The following is a 17,464-nucleotide window of genomic DNA, read 5'->3' as shown; positions in this document are numbered from 1 at the left end:
AATCGAGATGCGGGTGAGCGGCAATTCCAAATGCAAACCGGCGCAGCCCCATATGCAAGGTCTGCGCCGGTTCCGTCGTTACATCAGGGTCAGCAGCGGCGGATATCCACCCGGCCGTCGGGACGTTTATAAGCACATTGGCCGGTTTGGTTGTTGCGTGCCACTTCCGCGCCAACGGCAGCACCGGCCAAGGTGGCAACGGCGGTCCAGCCAGTATTCGCATCAAAGAGCTCAGCCAGAACAAATCCGCCAAGCGCCCCAAGCGCAGCGCCGCCGTAAATCTCTTCTTCCGGGGTACATGCCGCGCCGGCCAGCAGCGCCACACAAGCAGTAATGGCCAAATATCTACGCATCAGAAATCTCCTTCCCAGGTTAGACATTACAATCCGAATGCCGCAAAGAGCCTAGCAGTCTCACGAAATCCTGTCTTGATCTGGCGCAAACCCCTGCCAATCTGGCAGCGTCCTGCCTATGCCGCCTGATCCTATGAGGTCGCCCATGCTCAAGCCCTTGTCACTTCTCTTCTTTCCGCTAGCCCTTGCGGGTTGCCTCAGGGACGAGACAGTGACCGGCTATGCGACTGGGATCTGGCAGTTGCAGCATTCACAGACGGCGCCGATAACACTTGATCTGACCATGCGTGGCGAAATCTCGGGTCGTGGCCCCTGCAACAGCTATTCTGCCGCCCAAACCGCCCCTTATCCATGGTTCGAACCCGGCACAATCGCCAGCACCCGCGCCGCCTGCCCCGACCTGGCCACCGAACAGGCCTATCTTGCCGCGCTGTCCCGAATGCAGCTGGCTGAGGTTTCGGGGCCCGTTTTGATTCTGTCCAATGACAGAGGCGAGACGTTGGATTTTCGGCTGATCACCCCGCGCTGAACACCGGCCCTTGACCGGCGCGGTGGCAGGCCGATGCTGGGGACACCCGACAAAGGAAACCTCATGCCCACAGTTCTGGTAACCGGCGCGTCCGGCTATATCGCCAAGCACATCGTCCTACGTCTGCTGCGCGCCGGATACCACGTGCGCGGATCGGTCCGCGATCCCGCCAAGGGCAAAGCCCTGCATGACGCGCTGACCCCGCTGTTGCCCGGAGGTGAGGCCGACACGCATCTGTCCACGGTCACGCTTGATCTGCTGAGCGATCAGGGCTGGCGAGAGGCCGCCAGCGGAACGGACGCGATCCTGCACACGGCCTCGCCCTTTCCGATGGTCCAGCCAAAAGACCCGCAAGACCTGATCGCGCCGGCGGTTGAGGGCGCCAAGCGAGCCATTCGGGCGGCCCGCGAAGCCGGGGTTGGCCGTGTTATCCTAACTTCGTCCGTTGCGGCGGTATCGGGCTGTGACCTTCCCGCAGGCCGCACCACATATGACGAACGCGATTGGTCCGATCCCGACTATCCCGGTATCACGGCCTATTCCGTGTCCAAGACCCTGGCCGAAAAGGCCGCTTGGGACATGGTGGCCAGTGACGCGCCTGATATCGGTCTGACCACCATCAACCCCGGTTTCGTGATCGGGGCGCCGCTCGACCGTCACTACGGCACCTCGCTGGCGGTGATCGATCGCCTCTTGGCCGCGCGTGATCCGATGCTGCCGAATTTCGGATTTACCATGGTCGATGTGGGCGACATTGCCGAGATGCATCTGCGCGCCTTGCAACGGGACGAGACCATCGGTCAGCGGCTGATTGGCGTTGCCGATTTCCTTTGGTTTACCGAGATGGCCGACCACCTGTCCCGCCAGTTCCCCAACCGAAAGATCGTGACACGCCGCGCGCCTGATCTCGTTGTTCGGTTGCTCGGGCTTTTCGATCCTGCGGTCCGGTCCATCGTTCCATTATTGGGCGTGCGCACCGATGTGGATGCCAGTCACGCACAAAACCTGCTCGGCATGACATTTCGTGATCCACGTGAAAGCCTGACGGAAACGGCCCGCTGGCTGATCGATCAAGCCCGCGTCTGACCCCGCGCGAACCGATCTACAAACCGTTGGCGCGCGGCGGGCAGGGGCTTATCCCCAAGTGCCTTGGCCAGATGCCCGGACAGGAAATGCCCGGTGACCGACAAACCTTGCACAATGTCCGCGCGCCCCGCATCGGGCCGCCCCATCAGGCTGGCTGGCAAGGGAAGCAATCGGTCCGCCCAATCTCCGGCGCCAGTGCGCGTTACGGCGCGACCGGTGCGCGGCGAGATATAGGCAAGGTCATCATTTCTGCCGGTCACCGCGCAGGCGTTCAGGTCAAGGCCAAATCCCATCTCATCAAGCAATGCCAGCTCCCATCTCAGATAGGCATAACCCCATTGATCTGCGCCCAGGGCATCCAGCAAGGCGATTGATCGTTTGTAAAGTTCCGGGTGCGGTTCCCGTTCCGGCAGGCAGAATGCCAGCAAACTGCATACCGCCGTCAGACCGGCCAAGGCCAACGGATCATCCAGAGCGTCCGCCGCGCGGCCGCGCAATGGCTCGACGGTGTAGGCGCCAAGATGATCTTCCAAACGGGCCCGCCAGACCACGTCCAGCTGCGCGCCGGGTTGCAGAATGGGTGCCATCCGACGCCCGGCACCGCCGCGCACCACGCCCGCGTGCCGCCCGTGTTCAGGGGTAAACATCTCGATAATCGCAGCGCTCTCACCATGCTTGCGCACCGCCAGAAGAACGCCCTCGTCGCGCCAATCCATGGGCCGATCCTATCTGCCTTGTGGAATTGTCCAAGCGCTATTTCCCGCAGACCTGACCTTGCAATTTGTCCATGGCAATGCGGGCAGACGACGCCTCCGGCGCAAGCCGGGGGTTGAGGAGGCGCGCCCACGGGTCGGATTGCGCATGCAATTCGAACCCGGTCAGGTCAGCCCCGGCTCATCCAGCAGATGCCGCCCGGCCCGGTCTTCCAGCTCGATCACCCACAGATCAGGGTCCATGTCCCGCTGTCGCCGGATGGATCCATCCACATCGGCCTCGGACCCCTCATTCAGCACGATCCAGGCCCGTTCACCGGTCATGAGATCAAAACTGCGCTGATAGAGCCGCGCCTGTCCGTCCAGCGTCGCGACCTTGACCAGAACCGCGCCGCCCGTGTCGTCGCCATGCGCCACCACAAAGGCCGGTATATCGGCCAGCCGCAGCCGTGTCAGATAGGCCTTGACCCAAAACTCGCTGGTCAGTCGCATCGCCCTGTCTCTTTCTTTGAACCATGCGCGCCCTCGCGCCGACCAACGCATGTGTAACTGACACAGGGAAGGTCCAGTTCGATGAATTTCACCATGTCCAAACGGTCCTGGGGGCTGCTTGCTGCCATGCTTCTGCTCAACCTTGCTGCCCTCTCCGGCACCATCACCGGCATCGTCCCCGATGGGCTTCGGATGCTTGCAGCCATGGGCGCCATCGTTTCCATCGGCGTCGACTGGCGACAATCGCGGCTTGGCTAGGTCCGCTCAGTTTCCGTCGCGGAAATCGAGACCCATTTCCGAATAGCGCTCCGCCTCGTCCAACCAGCCGGGGCGCACCTTGACCTGAAGGAAGAGGTGCACCTTACGGCCCAGGAACTCCTCCAGCTCGGCCCGCGCCGCCTGGCTCACGGCTTTGATGGTCTCGCCCTTCTTGCCAAGCAGGATCCCCTTGTGCCCGTCACGGGCCACATAGATCACCTGGTCGATCCGGGCGGAGCCATCCTGTCGCTCCTCCCAGTTTTCCGTTTCGACGGTCAGCTGATAGGGCAATTCCTGGTGCAGCCGCAGTGTCAGCTTCTCGCGGGTCATTTCGGCCGCGATCATCCGCATCGGCAGATCGGCGATCTGATCTTCGGGGTAGAGCCACGGCCCCTCCGGAAGGGTCTCTGCAAGCCATTTGCGCAGGTCGTCCACCCCATGGCCTTTCTCGGCGGAAATCAGAAAGGTCTTCTCGAACGGATAGGCGGCGTTCATCTTTTGCGTCAGTGCCAGCAGGTCTTCTGCTTTCACCCGGTCGATCTTGTTGATCGCCAGCGCCACGCGCCGCCCTTCGGCGCGCTCGCTCAGCCCGTCAATGATTGCCTGTGCCCCATGGGTCAGCCCGCGATGCGCCTCGATCAGCAGTACCACCAGATCGGCATCCGCAGCCCCTGTCCAGGCCGCAGCCACCATGGCGCGGTCCAGCCTGCGGCGCGGTCGGAACAGACCTGGCGTGTCGACGAAAACGATCTGACTGTCCCCTTCCAGCGCCACACCGCGAATGCGCGCTCGCGTGGTCTGCACCTTGTGCGTCACAATCGAAACCTTGGCCCCGACCATCCGGTTCAAAAGGGTCGACTTACCGGCATTGGGTTCCCCGATCAGGGCGACGAAGCCCGCGCGTGTGGTCATGTTGTCTTTCTCACTGAAGGCGATACGCCCCTCTATCAAAGACGGGTGAGTATGACCAGCACCGCAATCATGGTTCACTCTCACACCCCGCCGCTTAGGGAGCGTTTTGAGAAAGATCCGAATAATGTTAGGTTTTCTTGGTGTTTTGATTTTTTTAGGGTGTGTGGTTTGCAAAAACATCTTTCGTTCTGGGTTGGCTTCTTTTCTGCCGTTATCGTCGCGGTTCCGATTGCAGTCGGTGTCTGGGGCGCCGCATCAGAGTTTGCTCGGAACATGTCGATCCTGCTCTTCGGGGCGGTCGGAACCCTTATCGCTGTCCTCGTCGTCGTGCTTTTCCTGCGTGACTGGATATTGCGCCGAACCCTTGGCACGACCCGCGCGACGATGGAGGATTTTGCGAACTCCATTGGCCGAATTGCAGCCTCGATCGCCTCGGGCGACCACAAGCGGCTCGAAACCGAAACCCAGGAAATCGCCAAGACCGCCCTTGGCTGGTATGCGTGGTCCAGCTTCTATCGTTGGGTCATCGGCTCGGCGATTGGCCTGCTTCTGGCCTTCGGTGCATTCACCGGCACCGTGCTTTTGTTCGAACAAAACAACCGTTTGCAGGAACAAACGGACCAGTTTGACACCCAGAACGAAATTCTCACCCTGTCGCTGGCAAGCGAGCTACGCCTGCAGCTGCAGAATGCTTCCGAGCAAGCCAGCTTCAGCTTCATGAGCCGTAGGGGAGGCGATTTTCTGACTGGAATTCCACTTCTGTCTCATGCGGACGGATGTGGGGTCGGATACGATTCAGAGATTGAGTTATCAACGGTTCCCAGCCCGGCGATCGTCGACGCAATAGCCGATCTGGCAACTAGGGAAAGCCCAATCCGCGCTCGAGTAGTCGAAGCACTCCGACATCTCCTGATGGATAGCGACGGAACTGTGGCGGCAGGAGCGCTTCTGGTTCTCGACCAGATTGGGCAGGCTGACGGAGCGTATGTCCAACTGTCCGGCATGTATATCGGAACAAACGATCTCAATCTGAGCAGCGCCGCAGAGATCCTTTTGGTCGATTCTTATGTCGACGGTTTGACTTGCCGCGAATGCACATCGCGTTTTGTTACTTCAATCATTCTGGCAAATGATCCTGGTGACGATCCTCGCGCCCGCCTGTCACTGATTTTCAGCATGCCGGGGTTAGGTATGGACGGATTGGAGTCTAACATCATTGCTCTGGCCGAGACCGATGCCACACTGCCCGACGAATGGTACGAGTTGCAGGAAAACTCTTCCGTATTCCGAGGACGCGATCTCAGTGATCTCAGCTTTTATGCCGCGAACGATCCAACTGCAGATGCATGTACAGATCTACGTTCCCTGACAGATCTGTCCTTGGTGATCGACTATTTTGAAGAGTAGCCCCTAGTCTACGCAACAAGCTAGGCCCCAAGCCGCATCAGCAAGACTTTGGCCGCGGCCTGTTCCGCCTGCCGTTTGGAACTGGCCTCGGCCCGCGCCGACGCACCGGATTCCGTGCGCACCTCGACTGTAAAGACCGGTGCATGATCCGGACCACTGCGGGAAATCTCGGTATAGGTCGGCGGTGCCATGCGGCGGGCCTGCGCCCATTCCTGAAGGCTGGTCTTTGGGTCGCGCGCATCGGTTTCGACTTTCGCCACCCGATCACCCCACAGCCGCAGGATCATATCCCGTGCCGCCTCGTAGCCGGCATCGCGGTAGACGGCGGCAATCACCGCCTCCATCGCATCGCCAAGTAGCGCATTCTTGCGCCGCCCGCCGGTCTTCATCTCGGATTTGCCCAGTTTCAGCACCGCGCCAAGGTCGATCTCTCGTGCCACATCGGCACAGGTTTCCTTGCGCACAAGCGCGTTGAAGCGTGGCGCAAGCTGACCCTCGGGCGCATCCTTGTCCTGTTCCAGCACCGCTTCGGCCAACACCAGCCCAAGCACTCGGTCGCCCAGAAACTCCAGCCGCTGATTGTCGGGCCGGGTCGGAGCGGACAGCGAGGAATGGGTGAGCGCCCGGATCAGCAGATCGGGGCGCTCAAACTCATGACCAAGCCGGTCGCAGAAAGCTATGATATCCTTTGCCAGCTTCACTCGATCGCCCGGAAGAAACGGTCAGACCGCCAGGTCCAGAAATAGACCATGCGTTCCCCGGCAGAGGAGAACATGATCCGATCTGCACGACCGATAATGTTTTCATAGGGCACCATGCCAACGCCACCGATGGACTGCGGGAAACGGCTGTCCTGGCTGTTGTCGCGGTTGTCGCCCATTACGAAGTAGTGACCCTCTGGCACTGTAAAGACCGGTGTGTTGTCGCCGAAACTGCCATCGTCGATATTCAGAACCGAATGGCTGACGCCACCGGGCAGGGTTTCGGTGAAGCGCTCTTTCTCGCAGTCGCCGCCAAGCCCCACCGGTGCGTTCTCACAGCGCGGCCGATGCCCCATCGGGCCTTGCGGCTCAAAGGTTTCGACGAAGGGTTCTTCCGGCTCCAGCGCGGCGGCCACCCAGTCGGCGTTGGTACCGTCTTCGGGGTTGTACACGCTGATATAAAGAACCCCGTCTCGCATCTGGACGCGGTCGCCGGGCAGGCCGATCACCCGCTTGATGAAATCGGTTCCGTTCACGGGGTGGCGGAACACCACCACATCGCCGCGTTCCGGTTCAGACCCGAAAATGCGGCCCGAAAACGGGCACATCGCGAATGGGCAGGAATAGCGCGAATACCCATAGGCCATCTTGTTGACAAACAGGAAATCGCCGATCAGCAGCGTGTCCTTCATCGACCCGGACGGGATCCAGAAGGGCTGGAAAAACAGGGTGCGAAAGACCCCTGCGATCAGAAGGGCATAGATCACCGTTTTCACGGTTTCCCAGATGCCGTCCTTTTGCTTGGCTGCTGCTGCCATGGGGTCTGCCTCTTGCTGCGCCTATCTACGGGTTTTGACATGATGGGTCGGGACGAGAGAGTCAAGCAAGCGACCGTCCGGGCGGTGTCGGCGGCGCCGGTTGCCAGGGCATGCCCTCGGGATAGGCATAGATCACCACAAAGGCCTGCGCCCAAGGCATGTCGTCGGTCAGGCTGACATGAATGGCGGCCTCCATCCCTTCGGGTGTCATCGCCTCCAGCCGCTCGCGCGCCCAACCCGTCACATGCATAATGGGCTGGCCGGTGCGTAGGTTGGTCACCGCCATATCCCGCCAGGAAATTCCCATTCTCAGTCCGGTGCCAAGCGCCTTGGAACAAGCCTCTTTCGCGGCCCATCTCTTGGCATAGGTCGCGGCCGGCATTTTGGTTCGTTCTGCGCGGCGCTGCTCAATTTCGGTGAACACCCGGTTGCGGAACCGGTCGCCGTGGCGGTCCAGAACCCCCTGAATGCGGTCGATATTGGCCAGGTCTGTGCCGACGCCAAGGATCATCTCAGTCTCTTTCGATATCGTAAACGGTGATGCGGTCAGCCCCGCCGCACAGTGCAACAAGTCGTGCCCCAAGCGCCCGATGGCGAGGATCGGCAGCGTAGCGGGCCAGCGCGTCCCGGTTTTCGAACCGGGCGATGAAGCCATAGGGATAGCCGGGCGACTTGCCTTCCATGTCGATGTTCACGCCATGGGTGAAGCTTAGAAACCCGGGGATCTCATCTGTCAGCTGATCCAGCCCGTCCATCACCTCGCGGCAAGCGGTCAGGTCGGTGCTGTCTCGTAGCGCCAGCATCACGACATGGTCGATCATGTCAGCCTCGCTGTCAGGATCTTGATGGCCGCCGCCCCGAACAGGGCTGCGAAGGTCAGTTCGAACCAGCGGCGGGCGGCGTTGTAGGCCCGAACGACGCCACGGCCCGAGAAGAGAATGCCATAGCCGAGGAAGATGATGGCAGACACAGTGGACAGCGCCGCGAAGGTACCCAGAAGGGTGATCAGCGGTGCCCCCGGCGGCACGACGACTGCATAGACAGCGCCCCAGGCTAGGATGGCCTTGGGGTTGGTCAGATGCACCAGAAAGCCGCGCCGGAAATGGCCCGTCGCCCCGGCGTCGCGCACGGCCAGGCTCTTACCCGGCGTCAGCGCCGAGCGAAGGGATTTCGCAGCAAGGAACAGCAGGTAGCCCGCACCGATGTATCGCAAAGCCTCGGCCATCCAGGCATTAGCAAGCATCAATGCGCCCATCCCAGCCATGGCCGCCACCCCCCAAAGCGCAGACCCGGCCCAGACACCCGCCCCGGTCAGCACGCCGGCGCGTCGCCCCTGCCCCATGGCAGTACCCGCGATGGTCAGTGTGGCCGGTCCGGGACTGCCGCCAGCAAGCCCCCAGGCAAGCAGAAGGGCGATTAATTCGAAGCCGGTCATTTGCTACCCGCTGGCGCCGGGGTCGGCGCGTTGCCAGACAAAACCGGGGTCACAACGCCAGTGGCCTGGTTAACGGTTATGGTCAATAACTGGTCCCAACTGGCCACGCCGCTGACGGTTTCGATGGGAATCGTCACGCTCAGACCGATTGCGGGATCGTAGCTGGCCTCTGTTTCAGCCATGTTCAGCCAGCCGAAGCCGACATTGCCCTCGCTCGAAACAAGGGAGCATTGCGGCCAGGGATCTTCCGGGTGTGGATAGGTCACCATCACGTGGAAACTGGCGCTGGCCGGTTCGCCGACATCCAAAGCGATCACCCGGATCGCGCCATTGGCATATTCGCGGATCGTTTCCGCGTAAGGGCCATAGATGTTGCGGGCATTGGCCTCGAACGTATCGCAGTCGCGAAGGGATTGGGCCGCAAGCGGGGTCGCGGCCAGCACGGCAGTGACGGTCAGAGCAGAGATCTTCATCCTCTTGCCTCCGCGATCAAGCGCTGCATTTCGTGGATCGCGGGCGTGAGACCGAGGAAAATGGCCTCGCCAATCAGGAAGTGCCCGATATTGAGCTCCATCACCTCGGGGAAGGCCGCGACAGGTTGCACAGTCTCATAGGTCAGCCCATGGCCCGCATGGACCTCCAGCCCCAGGGAATGGGCGAAGGTGGACATCTCTCGCAGGGCCTCCAGCTCCCGGTCGCGGTCGTCAAAACGGCCCTCGGAATGCGCGTCGCAATAGGCGCCGGTATGCAGTTCGATCACCTCAGCCCCGATCCGGTGCGCAGCCTCGATCTGGCGCTTGTCAGCAGCAATAAAGATCGACACCCGGCAGCCCGCCTCGCGTAGGGGCGCGATGTAATGGGCCAGCCGGTTTTCCTCGCGCGCCACTTCCAGCCCGCCTTCGGTCGTCCGTTCTTCGCGCTTTTCGGGCACGATGCAGACCGCATGGGGTTTGTGACGCAGGGCAATCTTCTGCATCTCGTCCGTCGCCGCCATCTCGAAATTCAACGGTACTTTCAGCGCCGCCATCAGCCGCTCGATATCGTCATCCGAGATGTGACGCCGATCCTCGCGCAGATGCGCGGTAATCCCGTCCGCGCCCGCTTGTTCGGCCAGCAACGCCGCACGCACCGGGTCTGGCACGTCGCCGCCGCGCGCATTCCTAACGGTTGCCACATGGTCGATATTCACCCCGAGCCGGGGACGGCTGGTCATGATCATTCTCCTACAAGAACTGCCCTGACGGGCTCAGTCGGCCTGTTTTTCGGCCTGCATGCGCATCTTGTTCATCTTCGAGCGCAGCTTGGCAAGGCGTCGCTGCTGATATGCGCGGATCACAGGCACCGACAGGTAGTAACAAATCGTGCCGCAGATCAGCCCCGGAATGATGCCCCCGACCATGAAGGGAAAGAACAGGTCATTGTAGAATTGCAGCAATTCGTCCCAATGGGCGCGCTCGGGCGTAAACATGGCCAGGAAGTTGTGCTTCAGATCGCGCCAGGCGCCTGCAAAAGCGGGGCCGATATGCCCACCTATGCCGCCGGCATTGGTACCAAGCAGGAAATGGCCGGTATGGATCGAGATCAGTGCAATCGGCAGATAGGTTAGCGGGTTGCCGATGAAGGTCGCCAGCAGAGCCGCGAGAATATTACCGCGCATCACACGCGCGATAAGGGCCGCAATTATGAAATGCAGGCCGAAGAACGGGGTGAAGACCGTGAAGGCCCCGGCAAAGATACCGCGCGCGATGGATTCTGGCGTGCCGGGAAGACGGTGCAGGCGCAGCTTGACATACTGGATGGCCCGCCCCCATCCGCCCCGCGGATAGAACCAGTGCGCGACCACCGTCAGCCAGTGGCGAGAATCTCTGCGCTTGAACACCATGGGGTGTTCGCCCTCCAAACCTTTTCCCGCGTCAGGGCCGCCGGTCCAGATTCCGGTAGCGCTCCAACGTGGCGACATCACTGTCGGCCTCAACGGCCATCATCACGGCATGTAAATGCTCGGCGTCGCGCACTTCTACATCAATAAGGAGGCGGAAAAAGTCCGGTTTCCTGTCAATGAAGTGCAAGTCCGAGATATTGGCGTTCTGCTCGCCGATCAATGTGCAGATTCGCCCCAGGACACCATGATCGTTGCTGATCGTGACATTGATCGTGACATTGTGAACAGCGGCATGGCGGCCTTCGGTCCAATGTACGTCAATCCAATTGTCGGCCATCGCGTCCAGATCGGCCAGCGCCGGGCAGTCGATGGCGTGCAAAATCGGCCCGCGCCCCTTGTAGGGCACACCCACGATCCGTTCCCCCGGCACCGGCTGGCAGCATTGGGCACGGTTCATCTCGGACCCGCTTGGCAGACCGATCACCGGGCGACCCACGGTTTCTTCGGCCTCTGGCTTGCCGACCAGTTCGGGGTAGAGCTTGGCCACCACCTCGCGTGCAGACAGATCCGCCGCGCCGATTCGGGCCAGAACCTCGCTCGCATTGGCGATGTTCATCGTCTTGGCGGCTGTTTCCAGCGCTTTGTCGGTGGCCTTCTTGCCCACATGCTCAAACGCCACGCGCGCCAGTTCCTGCCCAAGGCGGATATAGCGGCCGCGGTCTTCCTCTCGCAGCAAGCGCCGAATTGCGGCCTTGGCGCGCCCTGTCTTCACAATGTCGATCCAGGTCGCTTGCGGGGTCTGGCCTTCGGCGGTCATGATTTCGACCGACTGCCCGTTCTTAAGCCGTGTCCACAAAGGCACCCGGATGCCGTCCACCTTGGCACCGACGCAGCTATGCCCAATCCGCGTGTGGATCGCGTAAGCCATATCCAGTGGCGTCGCCCCTTTGGGCAGCTTCACAACATCGCCCTTAGGTGTGAAGCAGAACACCTGGTCGGAATACATCTCCAACTTCACATGTTCGAGGAATTCATCGTGGTCCTCGGCCATCTCAAAACGTTCGCTCAACCCTGCCAGCCATTTCGCAGGATCCACGGCAAAGGGGTTTTCGGCACGCACGCCGTCCTTGTAGGACCAATGCGCCGCGACGCCCGCCTCGGCGACTTCGTGCATCTGCTTGGTGCGGATCTGCACCTCGACCCGCTTGCCATCGCGCCCCGAGACGGTGGTGTGAATGGATCGGTAGCCGTTCGATTTTGGCTGGCTGATATAATCCTTGAAACGGCCCGGCACTGCGCGCCAGCGTTGGTGGATTGCCCCGAGCACCCGGTAACAGTCATCCTCGCTATTGGTGATCACGCGGAACCCGTAGATGTCAGACAGGCGCGAGAAGGCGAGATCCTTTTCCTGCATCTTGCGCCATATCGAAAAGGGCTTTTTCGCACGGCCGAGCACATCGCCAGTGACGCCGTGGCGCTCCATTTCCAGCTCGATGTCATCGGTGATCTTCGGGATGACGTTCCCCGATTCCTTTTGGAGCGTCACGAAGCGGCGCATGATCGACTTGCGCGCATCGGGGTTCAGCACGGCAAAGGCCAGATCCTCCAGCTCGTCGCGCATCCACTGCATCCCCATGCGGCCCGCCAGCGGCGCATAGATGTCCATGGTTTCGTGGGCTTTCTGAGCCTGCTTTTCAGGGCGCATATGCTTGATGGTGCGCATATTGTGCAGCCGGTCCGCCAGCTTCACCAGAATGACCCGCAAATCCTTGGACATCGCCATGAACAGCTTGCGGAAGTTTTCCGCCTGCTTGGTCTCGCGGCTGGAAAGCTCCAGGTTGGTCAGCTTTGTGACCCCATCGACAAGCTCCGCCACGTCGGCCCCGAACCGGTTTGCGATCTCGGTATAGGTGCCCTTGGTATCCTCGATCGTGTCATGCAGCAGGGCGGTGGCAATGGTGGCGTCGTCCAGCCGTTGCTCGGTCAGGATCGCCGCAACCTCGACCGGATGCGTGAAATATGGCTCGCCAGACCGGCGAAACTGCCCTTCATGCATATCCTTGGCATAGGCATAGGCCCCGCGTAGCAGGGCCTCGTTGCATTTTGGATTGTAGTTGCGGACCAGGCTCAGAAGGTCTTCGACGTCGATCATGCCTGTCCTGTTCCGGTCAGAAGCTTCAGCGCTGGCCTTGCGCTTCCATCAGCTGCCGCAGCATCTGCTCTTCCGACATATCGTCGGCGGCAGGGCGGTCGGCTTCGACGCCTTGCAGCAGGGCCATGGCGTCCTCTTCCGGCTCGTCCACTTCGATCTGGGTCTGGTTCGACTCTATCAGGCGCTCGCGCAGGTCATCGGCCAGCTGCGTTTCGTCAGCGATTTCACGCAGGGACACGACGGGGTTCTTGTCGTTGTCACGATCCACGGTGATCGGGCTGCCGGCAGAAATCTCGCGCGCCCGATGGGCGGCAAGCATCACCAGTTCGAACCGGTTCGGAACCTTGTCAACGCAGTCTTCAACCGTCACGCGGGCCATGTCATTCTCCGGAATGTGTTGCAGGAGGGGTGCGCAAGGCCCTTACTTATCCACCGCTCCCCGGAAAGACAAGGCCCGAATCCCCTTCAATCGGGTGGATATCGGCCAGATCCGACGCCGGCAGAGCGTCCAGCATCTGCTGTACTGACAGACCGGTCAGCGGATGACACCAATCGGGGGCGATATCGGCCATGGGAACCAGAACGAAACCACGATCCTGCAGGCGCGGATGCGGTAGAATCAGTTGGTCCGGCGCGCGACGCGCGGCCTCGTCCAGCGGCAGGTTGCGCCACAAAGCCTGTGTTTCAGCATCGGGGCGGACACATGCGCCGAACGCAACAAGATCCAGGTCCAGAACCCGCGCCTCCCATCTTTTGGTACGGGTGCGGCCTGCCTCGGCCTCGACCTCATGCAGCAGCAAAAGCAGGTCTTCAGGCGTCCCCGACCAGTCGATTGCAAAGGCCGCATTCACAAAATCCGGGCCCGATCCGGCGGGGAAAGCAGGCGTTCGGTAGAATCTGGACACGCGCGGCGTGCTGCCCGCCAAGCGCCCAACACCACAAATCGCTTTGGATACTATCCTTTCGGATATATGCTCTGTGCTCGATAGGTTAGAACCCGCCGCAATTACGGCGTTTGTGAAAGAAATGTTGCCGATGGGTCGTTGCAAAGCGCGTCCGATCACTTATTGTCATCGTTCATTGTCGATCGTGATTTAGGCCATTTCATTTCACATCCTTCGGTTGCGGTCGACGATTATCACTCACGGGACCAGAAATCATGTTTTATCGGGACGAACGGTTGGCGCTCTTCATTGATGGCTCCAACCTTTATGCGGCGGCAAAGGCGCTGGCCTTTGACATCGACTACAAACTTCTCAGACAGGAGTTCATGCAACGGGGCAAACTGCTTCGGGCCTTTTACTATACCGCGCTTCTGGAGAATGATGATTACTCTCCAATCCGGCCGCTGGTGGACTGGCTGCACTACAACGGCTTCACCATGGTGACGAAGCCCGCGAAGGAATTCGTCGACAGCCAGGGGCGCCGCAAGGTCAAGGGCAACATGGATATCGAACTGACGGTCGATGCCATGGAGATTGCCCCCCACGTCGATCACATCGTGCTGTTCTCAGGCGATGGCGATTTCCGCCCGCTTGTCGAAGCGCTGCAACGCAAGGGTGTCCGGGTGTCGGTCGTGTCCACGATTCGCAGCCAGCCGCCGATGATCGCCGATGACCTGCGCCGCCAGGCGGATAATTTCATCGAGCTGGATGAGCTGAAAGAGGTCGTCGGCCGCCCGCCCCGCGAACCGCGGTTGAACGAGCGGGCCGACTACGAAACCGCCGACAACTGATCATCCGAAAGCCCCGGTCGCCGCGCCGGGGCTTTTCATTCAGCGGACATCTGGCCTAGCCGCCAGTCCCGTTGCGACGCCGGAACCTGACATACTGAAATCGCTGCTCCGTCCCGCCGGGTGTGATGTGGGCGAAACGGCCCGTCTTCCGCATCTCGAACAATCCCGGCAGCAGCCGGTCGATCTCCGCCACCAGATCCTCTGGCGCATAGCGTTGCACCGGTAGGCCCGAACACTTTTCTGGCCCGTCATCGGCGAATGTCATGAGAATCGCGGTTCCCCCCGGTGCCAAGGCAGCCTCCAGTGTCCGCGCATAGGCGGCCCGATCTCCGACATCTGTCAGAAAGTGGAACACCGCCCGGTCATGCCACAGGTCATAGCGGCGGGTGGGCTGCCAGCCTGTCACATCCGCCACCTGCCATGTCACCGCCCCGGCCCGGTCGCCAAGCCGCGCGCGGGACAGGGCCAAAGCCTGCGCTGACAGATCCAGCACGGTGATATCGTGGTATCCGGCATCCAGCAGTGCATCTGGCAGGCGCGAGGCCCCACCCCCGATGTCGACTACTCCTGCGCCCGGCCCCGTTGCATCAGCGATCAGCGACAAGGACAGTGCAGGGAAGGCTTCATACCAGCTCAGGTCGTCTGGGGCAGATCCGGAATACCGGTTGTTCCAGTGGGTGGTTCTGTCGTCGGTCATCTGGCATGTGCTCCCCGTCTGATCGGAGCAGGATAGCACGGCAGGCGAACCCGATATGTGATCCTGTCACAAACCCCTCAACCGCCCGCCTGTGCGTTGATCCCGTCATGGATCTCGATGACCCGCTCCGGCCAGGTGCTTTTGATATAGGCCAGCACGTCGAGGATCTCCTGCTCGCTCAGCACCTCGCCAAAGCCCATCATGTTGCTGCGATACTCGCCCCCGATCAGCGCCTCGGTACCAAGGGTGGTGATTGCGATCAGCACCTCGTCCGGGTGGTGCCAGGTATGGCCTGTCTCGTCATGGGGTGGCGCCGGCAGATAGCCGTCAGCATCGCGCACCCTCCAATCCACGCCTTCCGGCCCGGCAAGGTCCGCGCCATGACAGCTGGCGCAGTTCTGGGCGTAAATCTCGGCACCGCGTGCCACCGCTTCGGGATGGTCATATGGCAGAAGGCCGGGGCCTTCGTCATGGCTGGCCCAAACGGTGGCTCCGGCGAGGGTGGCAACACCGGCAGCGGCGGCAAACAGATAGGCATGTTTCAAAGGGTGGTCCTTTCCGATTGGAGCGCATTGCCCCCTTATTCCGGCTTCCCCCACTGGAAGGTCAAGTCACCGGGTCGTGAACGCCAGACTACCCCGTCTCAGGGTCATGGGCGGCGAGTAGCGATCAGCCGATAGACCAGAAACGCGATGGCAACCCATGCAGAGATGACCGCAGGCCAGATCAGCGGAAAGGCCGGGTCCACCACCTTGTGCGGCCCGAACGACACCAGCGACAACGCGATGGCGATCACTGTCAGCAGTCGCCCTGCCCGTGTTTGCATGGGTCCCACCATCATTGCCGATGCCAAGGCGGACACGACCGCAGCAAAGAACGGGGCCAGCCCGAATAACGGAATCGTCGCAGGCGGATGCGGTGCGACCCCCGCCAGCAACGTGGCCAGCATGAACAGGTGCAGGATGATCAGAACGGCCAGGGCTGCCTGTGCGGATTGAGGGGATACGGTGGATTGGGTCATGTTTGCCTCCTGTGGCGTAATTCAAATTACGGTTATTGACGCTATCCGTAATTTCAAATACGGTTTCTGTCAACAGCGGAGATGACAATGCGGGGAGACGCGCGGGAAGCACGGGCAGAACAGATTGAACAGGCCGCCTACCGGGTGATGGACGCCAAAGGTTTCGAAGGCCTGTCGATGCTGGCCGTCGCGAAGGAGGCCAAGGCGTCAAACGAAACGCTTTATCGATGGTATGGCGATAAGACCGGGCTCTTTGCGGCGCTCATCATGCGCAATACAGACAGCGTCCGAGACGCGCTGGAGCGCACCCAAACCGATGACCCGATGACGGAGATCTCCCACCTCGGCCCGGCCCTTTTGACCATGCTGACCGGCCCGCGCGCAGTGGCGTTGAACAGGGCGGCAGCGGCGGACAAGACCGGTACGCTTGGCCAGACACTCGGGCAGGCCGGAAGAGAACGGGTGTTTCCCTGGATTATCGGCGTGATGGACCGCGCCTGCGAGGCGGGTCTGCTGACCGGCGCACCCGGCGACATCGCGGAAACTTACCTGTCGCTTCTGGTTGGAGATTGGCAGGTCCGCCGGGTCACCGGGGCGATGCCACCACCGGATGCCGATCAGATCCATGCCAGGGCAGAAACAGCTCTGACACGGCTAAAGCTGCTCTTTGCGGGGAACAGCAGATGATTTTACAGCGCCCCGGTATACTCGCCCCGCGCCGGATAGGAATTGGCGATGGCAAAGTCGATTGCGCCAAGCAGCTCTTTGAAATGAGGTCGCACGAAGGGCATGGTCTGCACCGACATGTAATAGAGCGTCTGGTCAGGGTTGATCAGGAACAGGCCGGGCTCCGCGAACAGCGCCGGTTCCTTGATCCCGATCGAGGTCTTTCCGCGAGAGGTCGATATGAACAGCCCCCAGTCATTGCGCGCCGTAGAAAGCGGCAGATCATAGGCATAGCGCAGCCCCTCGCCGCCCACTTTTTCCTGCATCGCGCGGGCCCGGTCTTCACCATCCGAGCTGACCGCAACCGCGCCCACGCCGCGGTCGGCAAACTCCGGCAGCAGCCGGGTCAGTTCCTTCAGATAGGTGGCGCAAAGCGGGCAGTGCAACCCCCGGTAAAAGCAGATAATCGTGCCACGCGCGTGAGACTCTGCCGACAGGGTGAACCCCGCGCCATCTGTGGTGGGCAGGCTCAGGTCGGGGGTCTTCTGGCGAGGCATCAACATTGAGGTGTCCTTTCATCCGTTCGCATCCGTCCATATCGACCCAT

Annotated in this window: 25 protein-coding genes; 6 read left to right on the top strand and 19 right to left on the bottom strand. The window is 61.1% G+C overall.

The window, feature by feature from the left end; all coding sequences use genetic code 11:
* Nucleotides 1-89 precede the first annotated feature (89 nt).
* Nucleotides 90-353, bottom strand: a complete 264-nt coding sequence (locus tag ACROHD_RS15075; RefSeq protein ID WP_432679016.1) for a glucose-6-phosphate isomerase — start codon at nucleotides 351-353, stop codon at nucleotides 90-92.
* A gap of 145 nt (nucleotides 354-498) precedes the next feature.
* Between ACROHD_RS15075 and ACROHD_RS15070 the strand changes: the two genes are divergently transcribed.
* Entirely contained in the window at nucleotides 499-882 is a 384-nt protein-coding gene (locus ACROHD_RS15070; RefSeq protein WP_432679015.1) for an META domain-containing protein, read from the top strand.
* Nucleotides 883-945: 63 nt separating this feature from the next.
* Nucleotides 946-1,968: an NAD-dependent epimerase/dehydratase family protein gene (locus ACROHD_RS15065; protein ID WP_432679014.1), complete on the top strand. Its 1,023-nt coding sequence runs from the start codon at nucleotides 946-948 to the stop codon at nucleotides 1,966-1,968.
* Here the strand turns inward: ACROHD_RS15065 and recO are convergent.
* Nucleotides 1,953-2,684 (bottom strand): DNA repair protein RecO, encoded by a 732-nt coding sequence (recO, locus tag ACROHD_RS15060; protein ID WP_432679012.1) that lies wholly within the window; start codon nucleotides 2,682-2,684, stop codon nucleotides 1,953-1,955. The genes ACROHD_RS15065 and recO overlap by 16 nt on opposite strands.
* Nucleotides 2,685-2,846: 162 nt before the next feature.
* Entirely contained in the window at nucleotides 2,847-3,173 is a 327-nt protein-coding gene (locus ACROHD_RS15055; RefSeq protein WP_432679010.1) for a DUF1491 family protein, read from the bottom strand.
* Nucleotides 3,174-3,266: 93 nt separating this feature from the next.
* Between ACROHD_RS15055 and ACROHD_RS15050 the strand changes: the two genes are divergently transcribed.
* Nucleotides 3,267-3,431, top strand: coding sequence for a hypothetical protein (locus ACROHD_RS15050; RefSeq protein ID WP_432679009.1), 165 nt, complete (start codon nucleotides 3,267-3,269; stop codon nucleotides 3,429-3,431).
* Nucleotides 3,432-3,437: 6 nt separating this feature from the next.
* Here the strand turns inward: ACROHD_RS15050 and era are convergent, their stop codons facing one another.
* Nucleotides 3,438-4,343 carry a GTPase Era gene (gene era / locus ACROHD_RS15045; protein WP_432679007.1) on the bottom strand — a complete coding sequence of 302 codons (906 nt, stop codon included), beginning with the start codon at nucleotides 4,341-4,343 and terminating at the stop codon, nucleotides 3,438-3,440.
* Nucleotides 4,344-4,394: 51 nt separating this feature from the next.
* Here era and ACROHD_RS15040 point away from each other — a divergent pair, with 51 nt between their 5' ends.
* Nucleotides 4,395-5,750, top strand: a complete 1,356-nt coding sequence (locus tag ACROHD_RS15040) for a hypothetical protein (protein ID WP_432679006.1) — start codon at nucleotides 4,395-4,397, stop codon at nucleotides 5,748-5,750.
* A gap of 20 nt (nucleotides 5,751-5,770) precedes the next feature.
* Here the strand turns inward: ACROHD_RS15040 and rnc are convergent, their stop codons facing one another.
* From rnc to folK, 11 genes are all read right to left on the bottom strand, one after another.
* Nucleotides 5,771-6,451, bottom strand: a complete 681-nt coding sequence (gene rnc, locus ACROHD_RS15035) for a ribonuclease III (protein WP_432679005.1) — start codon at nucleotides 6,449-6,451, stop codon at nucleotides 5,771-5,773.
* A complete protein-coding gene (gene lepB, locus ACROHD_RS15030) occupies nucleotides 6,448-7,269 on the bottom strand; it encodes a signal peptidase I (RefSeq protein ID WP_432679004.1) in 822 nt (273 codons plus the stop codon). The genes rnc and lepB overlap by 4 nt, the downstream gene beginning before the upstream one ends.
* 61 nt (nucleotides 7,270-7,330) lie before the next feature.
* Nucleotides 7,331-7,780 (bottom strand): holo-ACP synthase, encoded by a 450-nt coding sequence (gene acpS, locus ACROHD_RS15025; protein WP_432679003.1) that lies wholly within the window; start codon nucleotides 7,778-7,780, stop codon nucleotides 7,331-7,333.
* A gap of 1 nt (nucleotide 7,781) precedes the next feature.
* Complete coding sequence (locus tag ACROHD_RS15020) at nucleotides 7,782-8,090, bottom strand: Dabb family protein (RefSeq protein WP_432679002.1); 309 nt, start codon at nucleotides 8,088-8,090, stop codon at nucleotides 7,782-7,784.
* On the bottom strand, nucleotides 8,087-8,704 hold the full coding sequence (locus ACROHD_RS15015; protein WP_432679001.1) for a LysE family translocator: 618 nt from the start codon (nucleotides 8,702-8,704) through the stop codon (nucleotides 8,087-8,089). Before ACROHD_RS15015 ends, ACROHD_RS15020 begins: the two co-directional genes overlap by 4 nt.
* Nucleotides 8,701-9,177 (bottom strand): hypothetical protein, encoded by a 477-nt coding sequence (locus ACROHD_RS15010; RefSeq protein ID WP_432679000.1) that lies wholly within the window; start codon nucleotides 9,175-9,177, stop codon nucleotides 8,701-8,703. Before ACROHD_RS15010 ends, ACROHD_RS15015 begins: the two co-directional genes overlap by 4 nt.
* Complete coding sequence (locus ACROHD_RS15005; RefSeq protein ID WP_432678999.1) at nucleotides 9,174-9,917, bottom strand: pyridoxine 5'-phosphate synthase; 744 nt, start codon at nucleotides 9,915-9,917, stop codon at nucleotides 9,174-9,176. The genes ACROHD_RS15010 and ACROHD_RS15005 overlap by 4 nt, the downstream gene beginning before the upstream one ends.
* Nucleotides 9,918-9,950: 33 nt before the next feature.
* Nucleotides 9,951-10,586 (bottom strand): DUF2062 domain-containing protein, encoded by a 636-nt coding sequence (locus ACROHD_RS15000; protein ID WP_432678998.1) that lies wholly within the window; start codon nucleotides 10,584-10,586, stop codon nucleotides 9,951-9,953.
* 31 nt (nucleotides 10,587-10,617) lie between these two features.
* On the bottom strand, nucleotides 10,618-12,738 hold the full coding sequence (locus ACROHD_RS14995) for a RelA/SpoT family protein (RefSeq protein ID WP_432678997.1): 2,121 nt from the start codon (nucleotides 12,736-12,738) through the stop codon (nucleotides 10,618-10,620).
* A 25-nt stretch (nucleotides 12,739-12,763) separates the two neighbouring features.
* The gene (rpoZ, locus tag ACROHD_RS14990; protein WP_127558212.1) at nucleotides 12,764-13,117 is read right to left on the bottom strand and encodes a DNA-directed RNA polymerase subunit omega; all 354 of its coding nucleotides are present in this window, start codon (nucleotides 13,115-13,117) and stop codon (nucleotides 12,764-12,766) included.
* Nucleotides 13,118-13,163: 46 nt separating this feature from the next.
* Nucleotides 13,164-13,802 carry a 2-amino-4-hydroxy-6-hydroxymethyldihydropteridine diphosphokinase gene (gene folK, locus ACROHD_RS14985; RefSeq protein WP_432678996.1) on the bottom strand — a complete coding sequence of 213 codons (639 nt, stop codon included), beginning with the start codon at nucleotides 13,800-13,802 and terminating at the stop codon, nucleotides 13,164-13,166.
* Nucleotides 13,803-13,897: 95 nt separating this feature from the next.
* Between folK and ACROHD_RS14980 the strand changes: the two genes are divergently transcribed.
* Complete coding sequence (locus tag ACROHD_RS14980) at nucleotides 13,898-14,473, top strand: LabA-like NYN domain-containing protein (RefSeq protein WP_432678994.1); 576 nt, start codon at nucleotides 13,898-13,900, stop codon at nucleotides 14,471-14,473.
* 55 nt (nucleotides 14,474-14,528) lie between these two features.
* Here the strand turns inward: ACROHD_RS14980 and ACROHD_RS14975 are convergent, their stop codons facing one another.
* The 3 genes from ACROHD_RS14975 to ACROHD_RS14965 form a co-directional block, all read right to left on the bottom strand.
* Nucleotides 14,529-15,170: a class I SAM-dependent methyltransferase gene (locus ACROHD_RS14975; RefSeq protein WP_432678992.1), complete on the bottom strand. Its 642-nt coding sequence runs from the start codon at nucleotides 15,168-15,170 to the stop codon at nucleotides 14,529-14,531.
* A 77-nt stretch (nucleotides 15,171-15,247) separates the two neighbouring features.
* Complete coding sequence (locus ACROHD_RS14970) at nucleotides 15,248-15,715, bottom strand: c-type cytochrome (protein WP_432678990.1); 468 nt, start codon at nucleotides 15,713-15,715, stop codon at nucleotides 15,248-15,250.
* Between the two features lie 104 nt (nucleotides 15,716-15,819).
* Entirely contained in the window at nucleotides 15,820-16,191 is a 372-nt protein-coding gene (locus tag ACROHD_RS14965) for a hypothetical protein (protein ID WP_432678988.1), read from the bottom strand.
* A gap of 87 nt (nucleotides 16,192-16,278) precedes the next feature.
* Here ACROHD_RS14965 and ACROHD_RS14960 point away from each other — a divergent pair, with 87 nt between their 5' ends.
* Nucleotides 16,279-16,878 (top strand): TetR/AcrR family transcriptional regulator, encoded by a 600-nt coding sequence (locus ACROHD_RS14960; protein WP_432678987.1) that lies wholly within the window; start codon nucleotides 16,279-16,281, stop codon nucleotides 16,876-16,878.
* 2 nt (nucleotides 16,879-16,880) lie between these two features.
* On the opposite strand, the gene ACROHD_RS14955 is transcribed toward ACROHD_RS14960, so the two are convergent.
* A complete protein-coding gene (locus ACROHD_RS14955; RefSeq protein WP_432678985.1) occupies nucleotides 16,881-17,420 on the bottom strand; it encodes a peroxiredoxin-like family protein in 540 nt (179 codons plus the stop codon).
* Nucleotides 17,421-17,464: the final 44 nt, after the last annotated feature.

This window comes from Nioella aestuarii, assembly GCF_050896395.1.
In the GTDB taxonomy this organism is placed as follows: Bacteria; Pseudomonadota; Alphaproteobacteria; order Rhodobacterales; family Rhodobacteraceae; genus Nioella; species Nioella aestuarii.
The sequence above is the reverse complement of the archived record's forward strand: the minus strand, read 5'-3'. Positions and strand labels throughout refer to the sequence as shown.

Coding starts and splice junctions, on each gene's coding strand:
- ACROHD_RS14980 (WP_432678994.1), top strand. CDS start 13,898: ATGTTTTATCGGGACGAACGGTTGGCGCTCTTCATTGATGGCTCCAAC.
- ACROHD_RS15020 (WP_432679002.1), bottom strand. CDS start 8,090: ATGATCGACCATGTCGTGATGCTGGCGCTACGAGACAGCACCGACCTG.
- ACROHD_RS14960 (WP_432678987.1), top strand. CDS start 16,279: ATGCGGGGAGACGCGCGGGAAGCACGGGCAGAACAGATTGAACAGGCC.
- ACROHD_RS15050 (WP_432679009.1), top strand. CDS start 3,267: ATGTCCAAACGGTCCTGGGGGCTGCTTGCTGCCATGCTTCTGCTCAAC.
- ACROHD_RS15070 (WP_432679015.1), top strand. CDS start 499: ATGCTCAAGCCCTTGTCACTTCTCTTCTTTCCGCTAGCCCTTGCGGGT.
- ACROHD_RS14975 (WP_432678992.1), bottom strand. CDS start 15,170: ATGACCGACGACAGAACCACCCACTGGAACAACCGGTATTCCGGATCT.
- ACROHD_RS15040 (WP_432679006.1), top strand. CDS start 4,395: ATGACCAGCACCGCAATCATGGTTCACTCTCACACCCCGCCGCTTAGG.
- ACROHD_RS15065 (WP_432679014.1), top strand. CDS start 946: ATGCCCACAGTTCTGGTAACCGGCGCGTCCGGCTATATCGCCAAGCAC.
- ACROHD_RS15010 (WP_432679000.1), bottom strand. CDS start 9,177: ATGAAGATCTCTGCTCTGACCGTCACTGCCGTGCTGGCCGCGACCCCG.
- ACROHD_RS15000 (WP_432678998.1), bottom strand. CDS start 10,586: ATGGTGTTCAAGCGCAGAGATTCTCGCCACTGGCTGACGGTGGTCGCG.
- acpS (WP_432679003.1), bottom strand. CDS start 7,780: ATGATCCTTGGCGTCGGCACAGACCTGGCCAATATCGACCGCATTCAG.
- ACROHD_RS15075 (WP_432679016.1), bottom strand. CDS start 353: ATGCGTAGATATTTGGCCATTACTGCTTGTGTGGCGCTGCTGGCCGGC.
- ACROHD_RS14995 (WP_432678997.1), bottom strand. CDS start 12,738: ATGATCGACGTCGAAGACCTTCTGAGCCTGGTCCGCAACTACAATCCA.
- ACROHD_RS14965 (WP_432678988.1), bottom strand. CDS start 16,191: ATGACCCAATCCACCGTATCCCCTCAATCCGCACAGGCAGCCCTGGCC.
- era (WP_432679007.1), bottom strand. CDS start 4,343: ATGACCACACGCGCGGGCTTCGTCGCCCTGATCGGGGAACCCAATGCC.
- ACROHD_RS15015 (WP_432679001.1), bottom strand. CDS start 8,704: ATGACCGGCTTCGAATTAATCGCCCTTCTGCTTGCCTGGGGGCTTGCT.
- ACROHD_RS15005 (WP_432678999.1), bottom strand. CDS start 9,917: ATGACCAGCCGTCCCCGGCTCGGGGTGAATATCGACCATGTGGCAACC.
- recO (WP_432679012.1), bottom strand. CDS start 2,684: ATGGATTGGCGCGACGAGGGCGTTCTTCTGGCGGTGCGCAAGCATGGT.
- ACROHD_RS14955 (WP_432678985.1), bottom strand. CDS start 17,420: ATGTTGATGCCTCGCCAGAAGACCCCCGACCTGAGCCTGCCCACCACA.
- rpoZ (WP_127558212.1), bottom strand. CDS start 13,117: ATGGCCCGCGTGACGGTTGAAGACTGCGTTGACAAGGTTCCGAACCGG.
- lepB (WP_432679004.1), bottom strand. CDS start 7,269: ATGGCAGCAGCAGCCAAGCAAAAGGACGGCATCTGGGAAACCGTGAAA.
- ACROHD_RS15055 (WP_432679010.1), bottom strand. CDS start 3,173: ATGCGACTGACCAGCGAGTTTTGGGTCAAGGCCTATCTGACACGGCTG.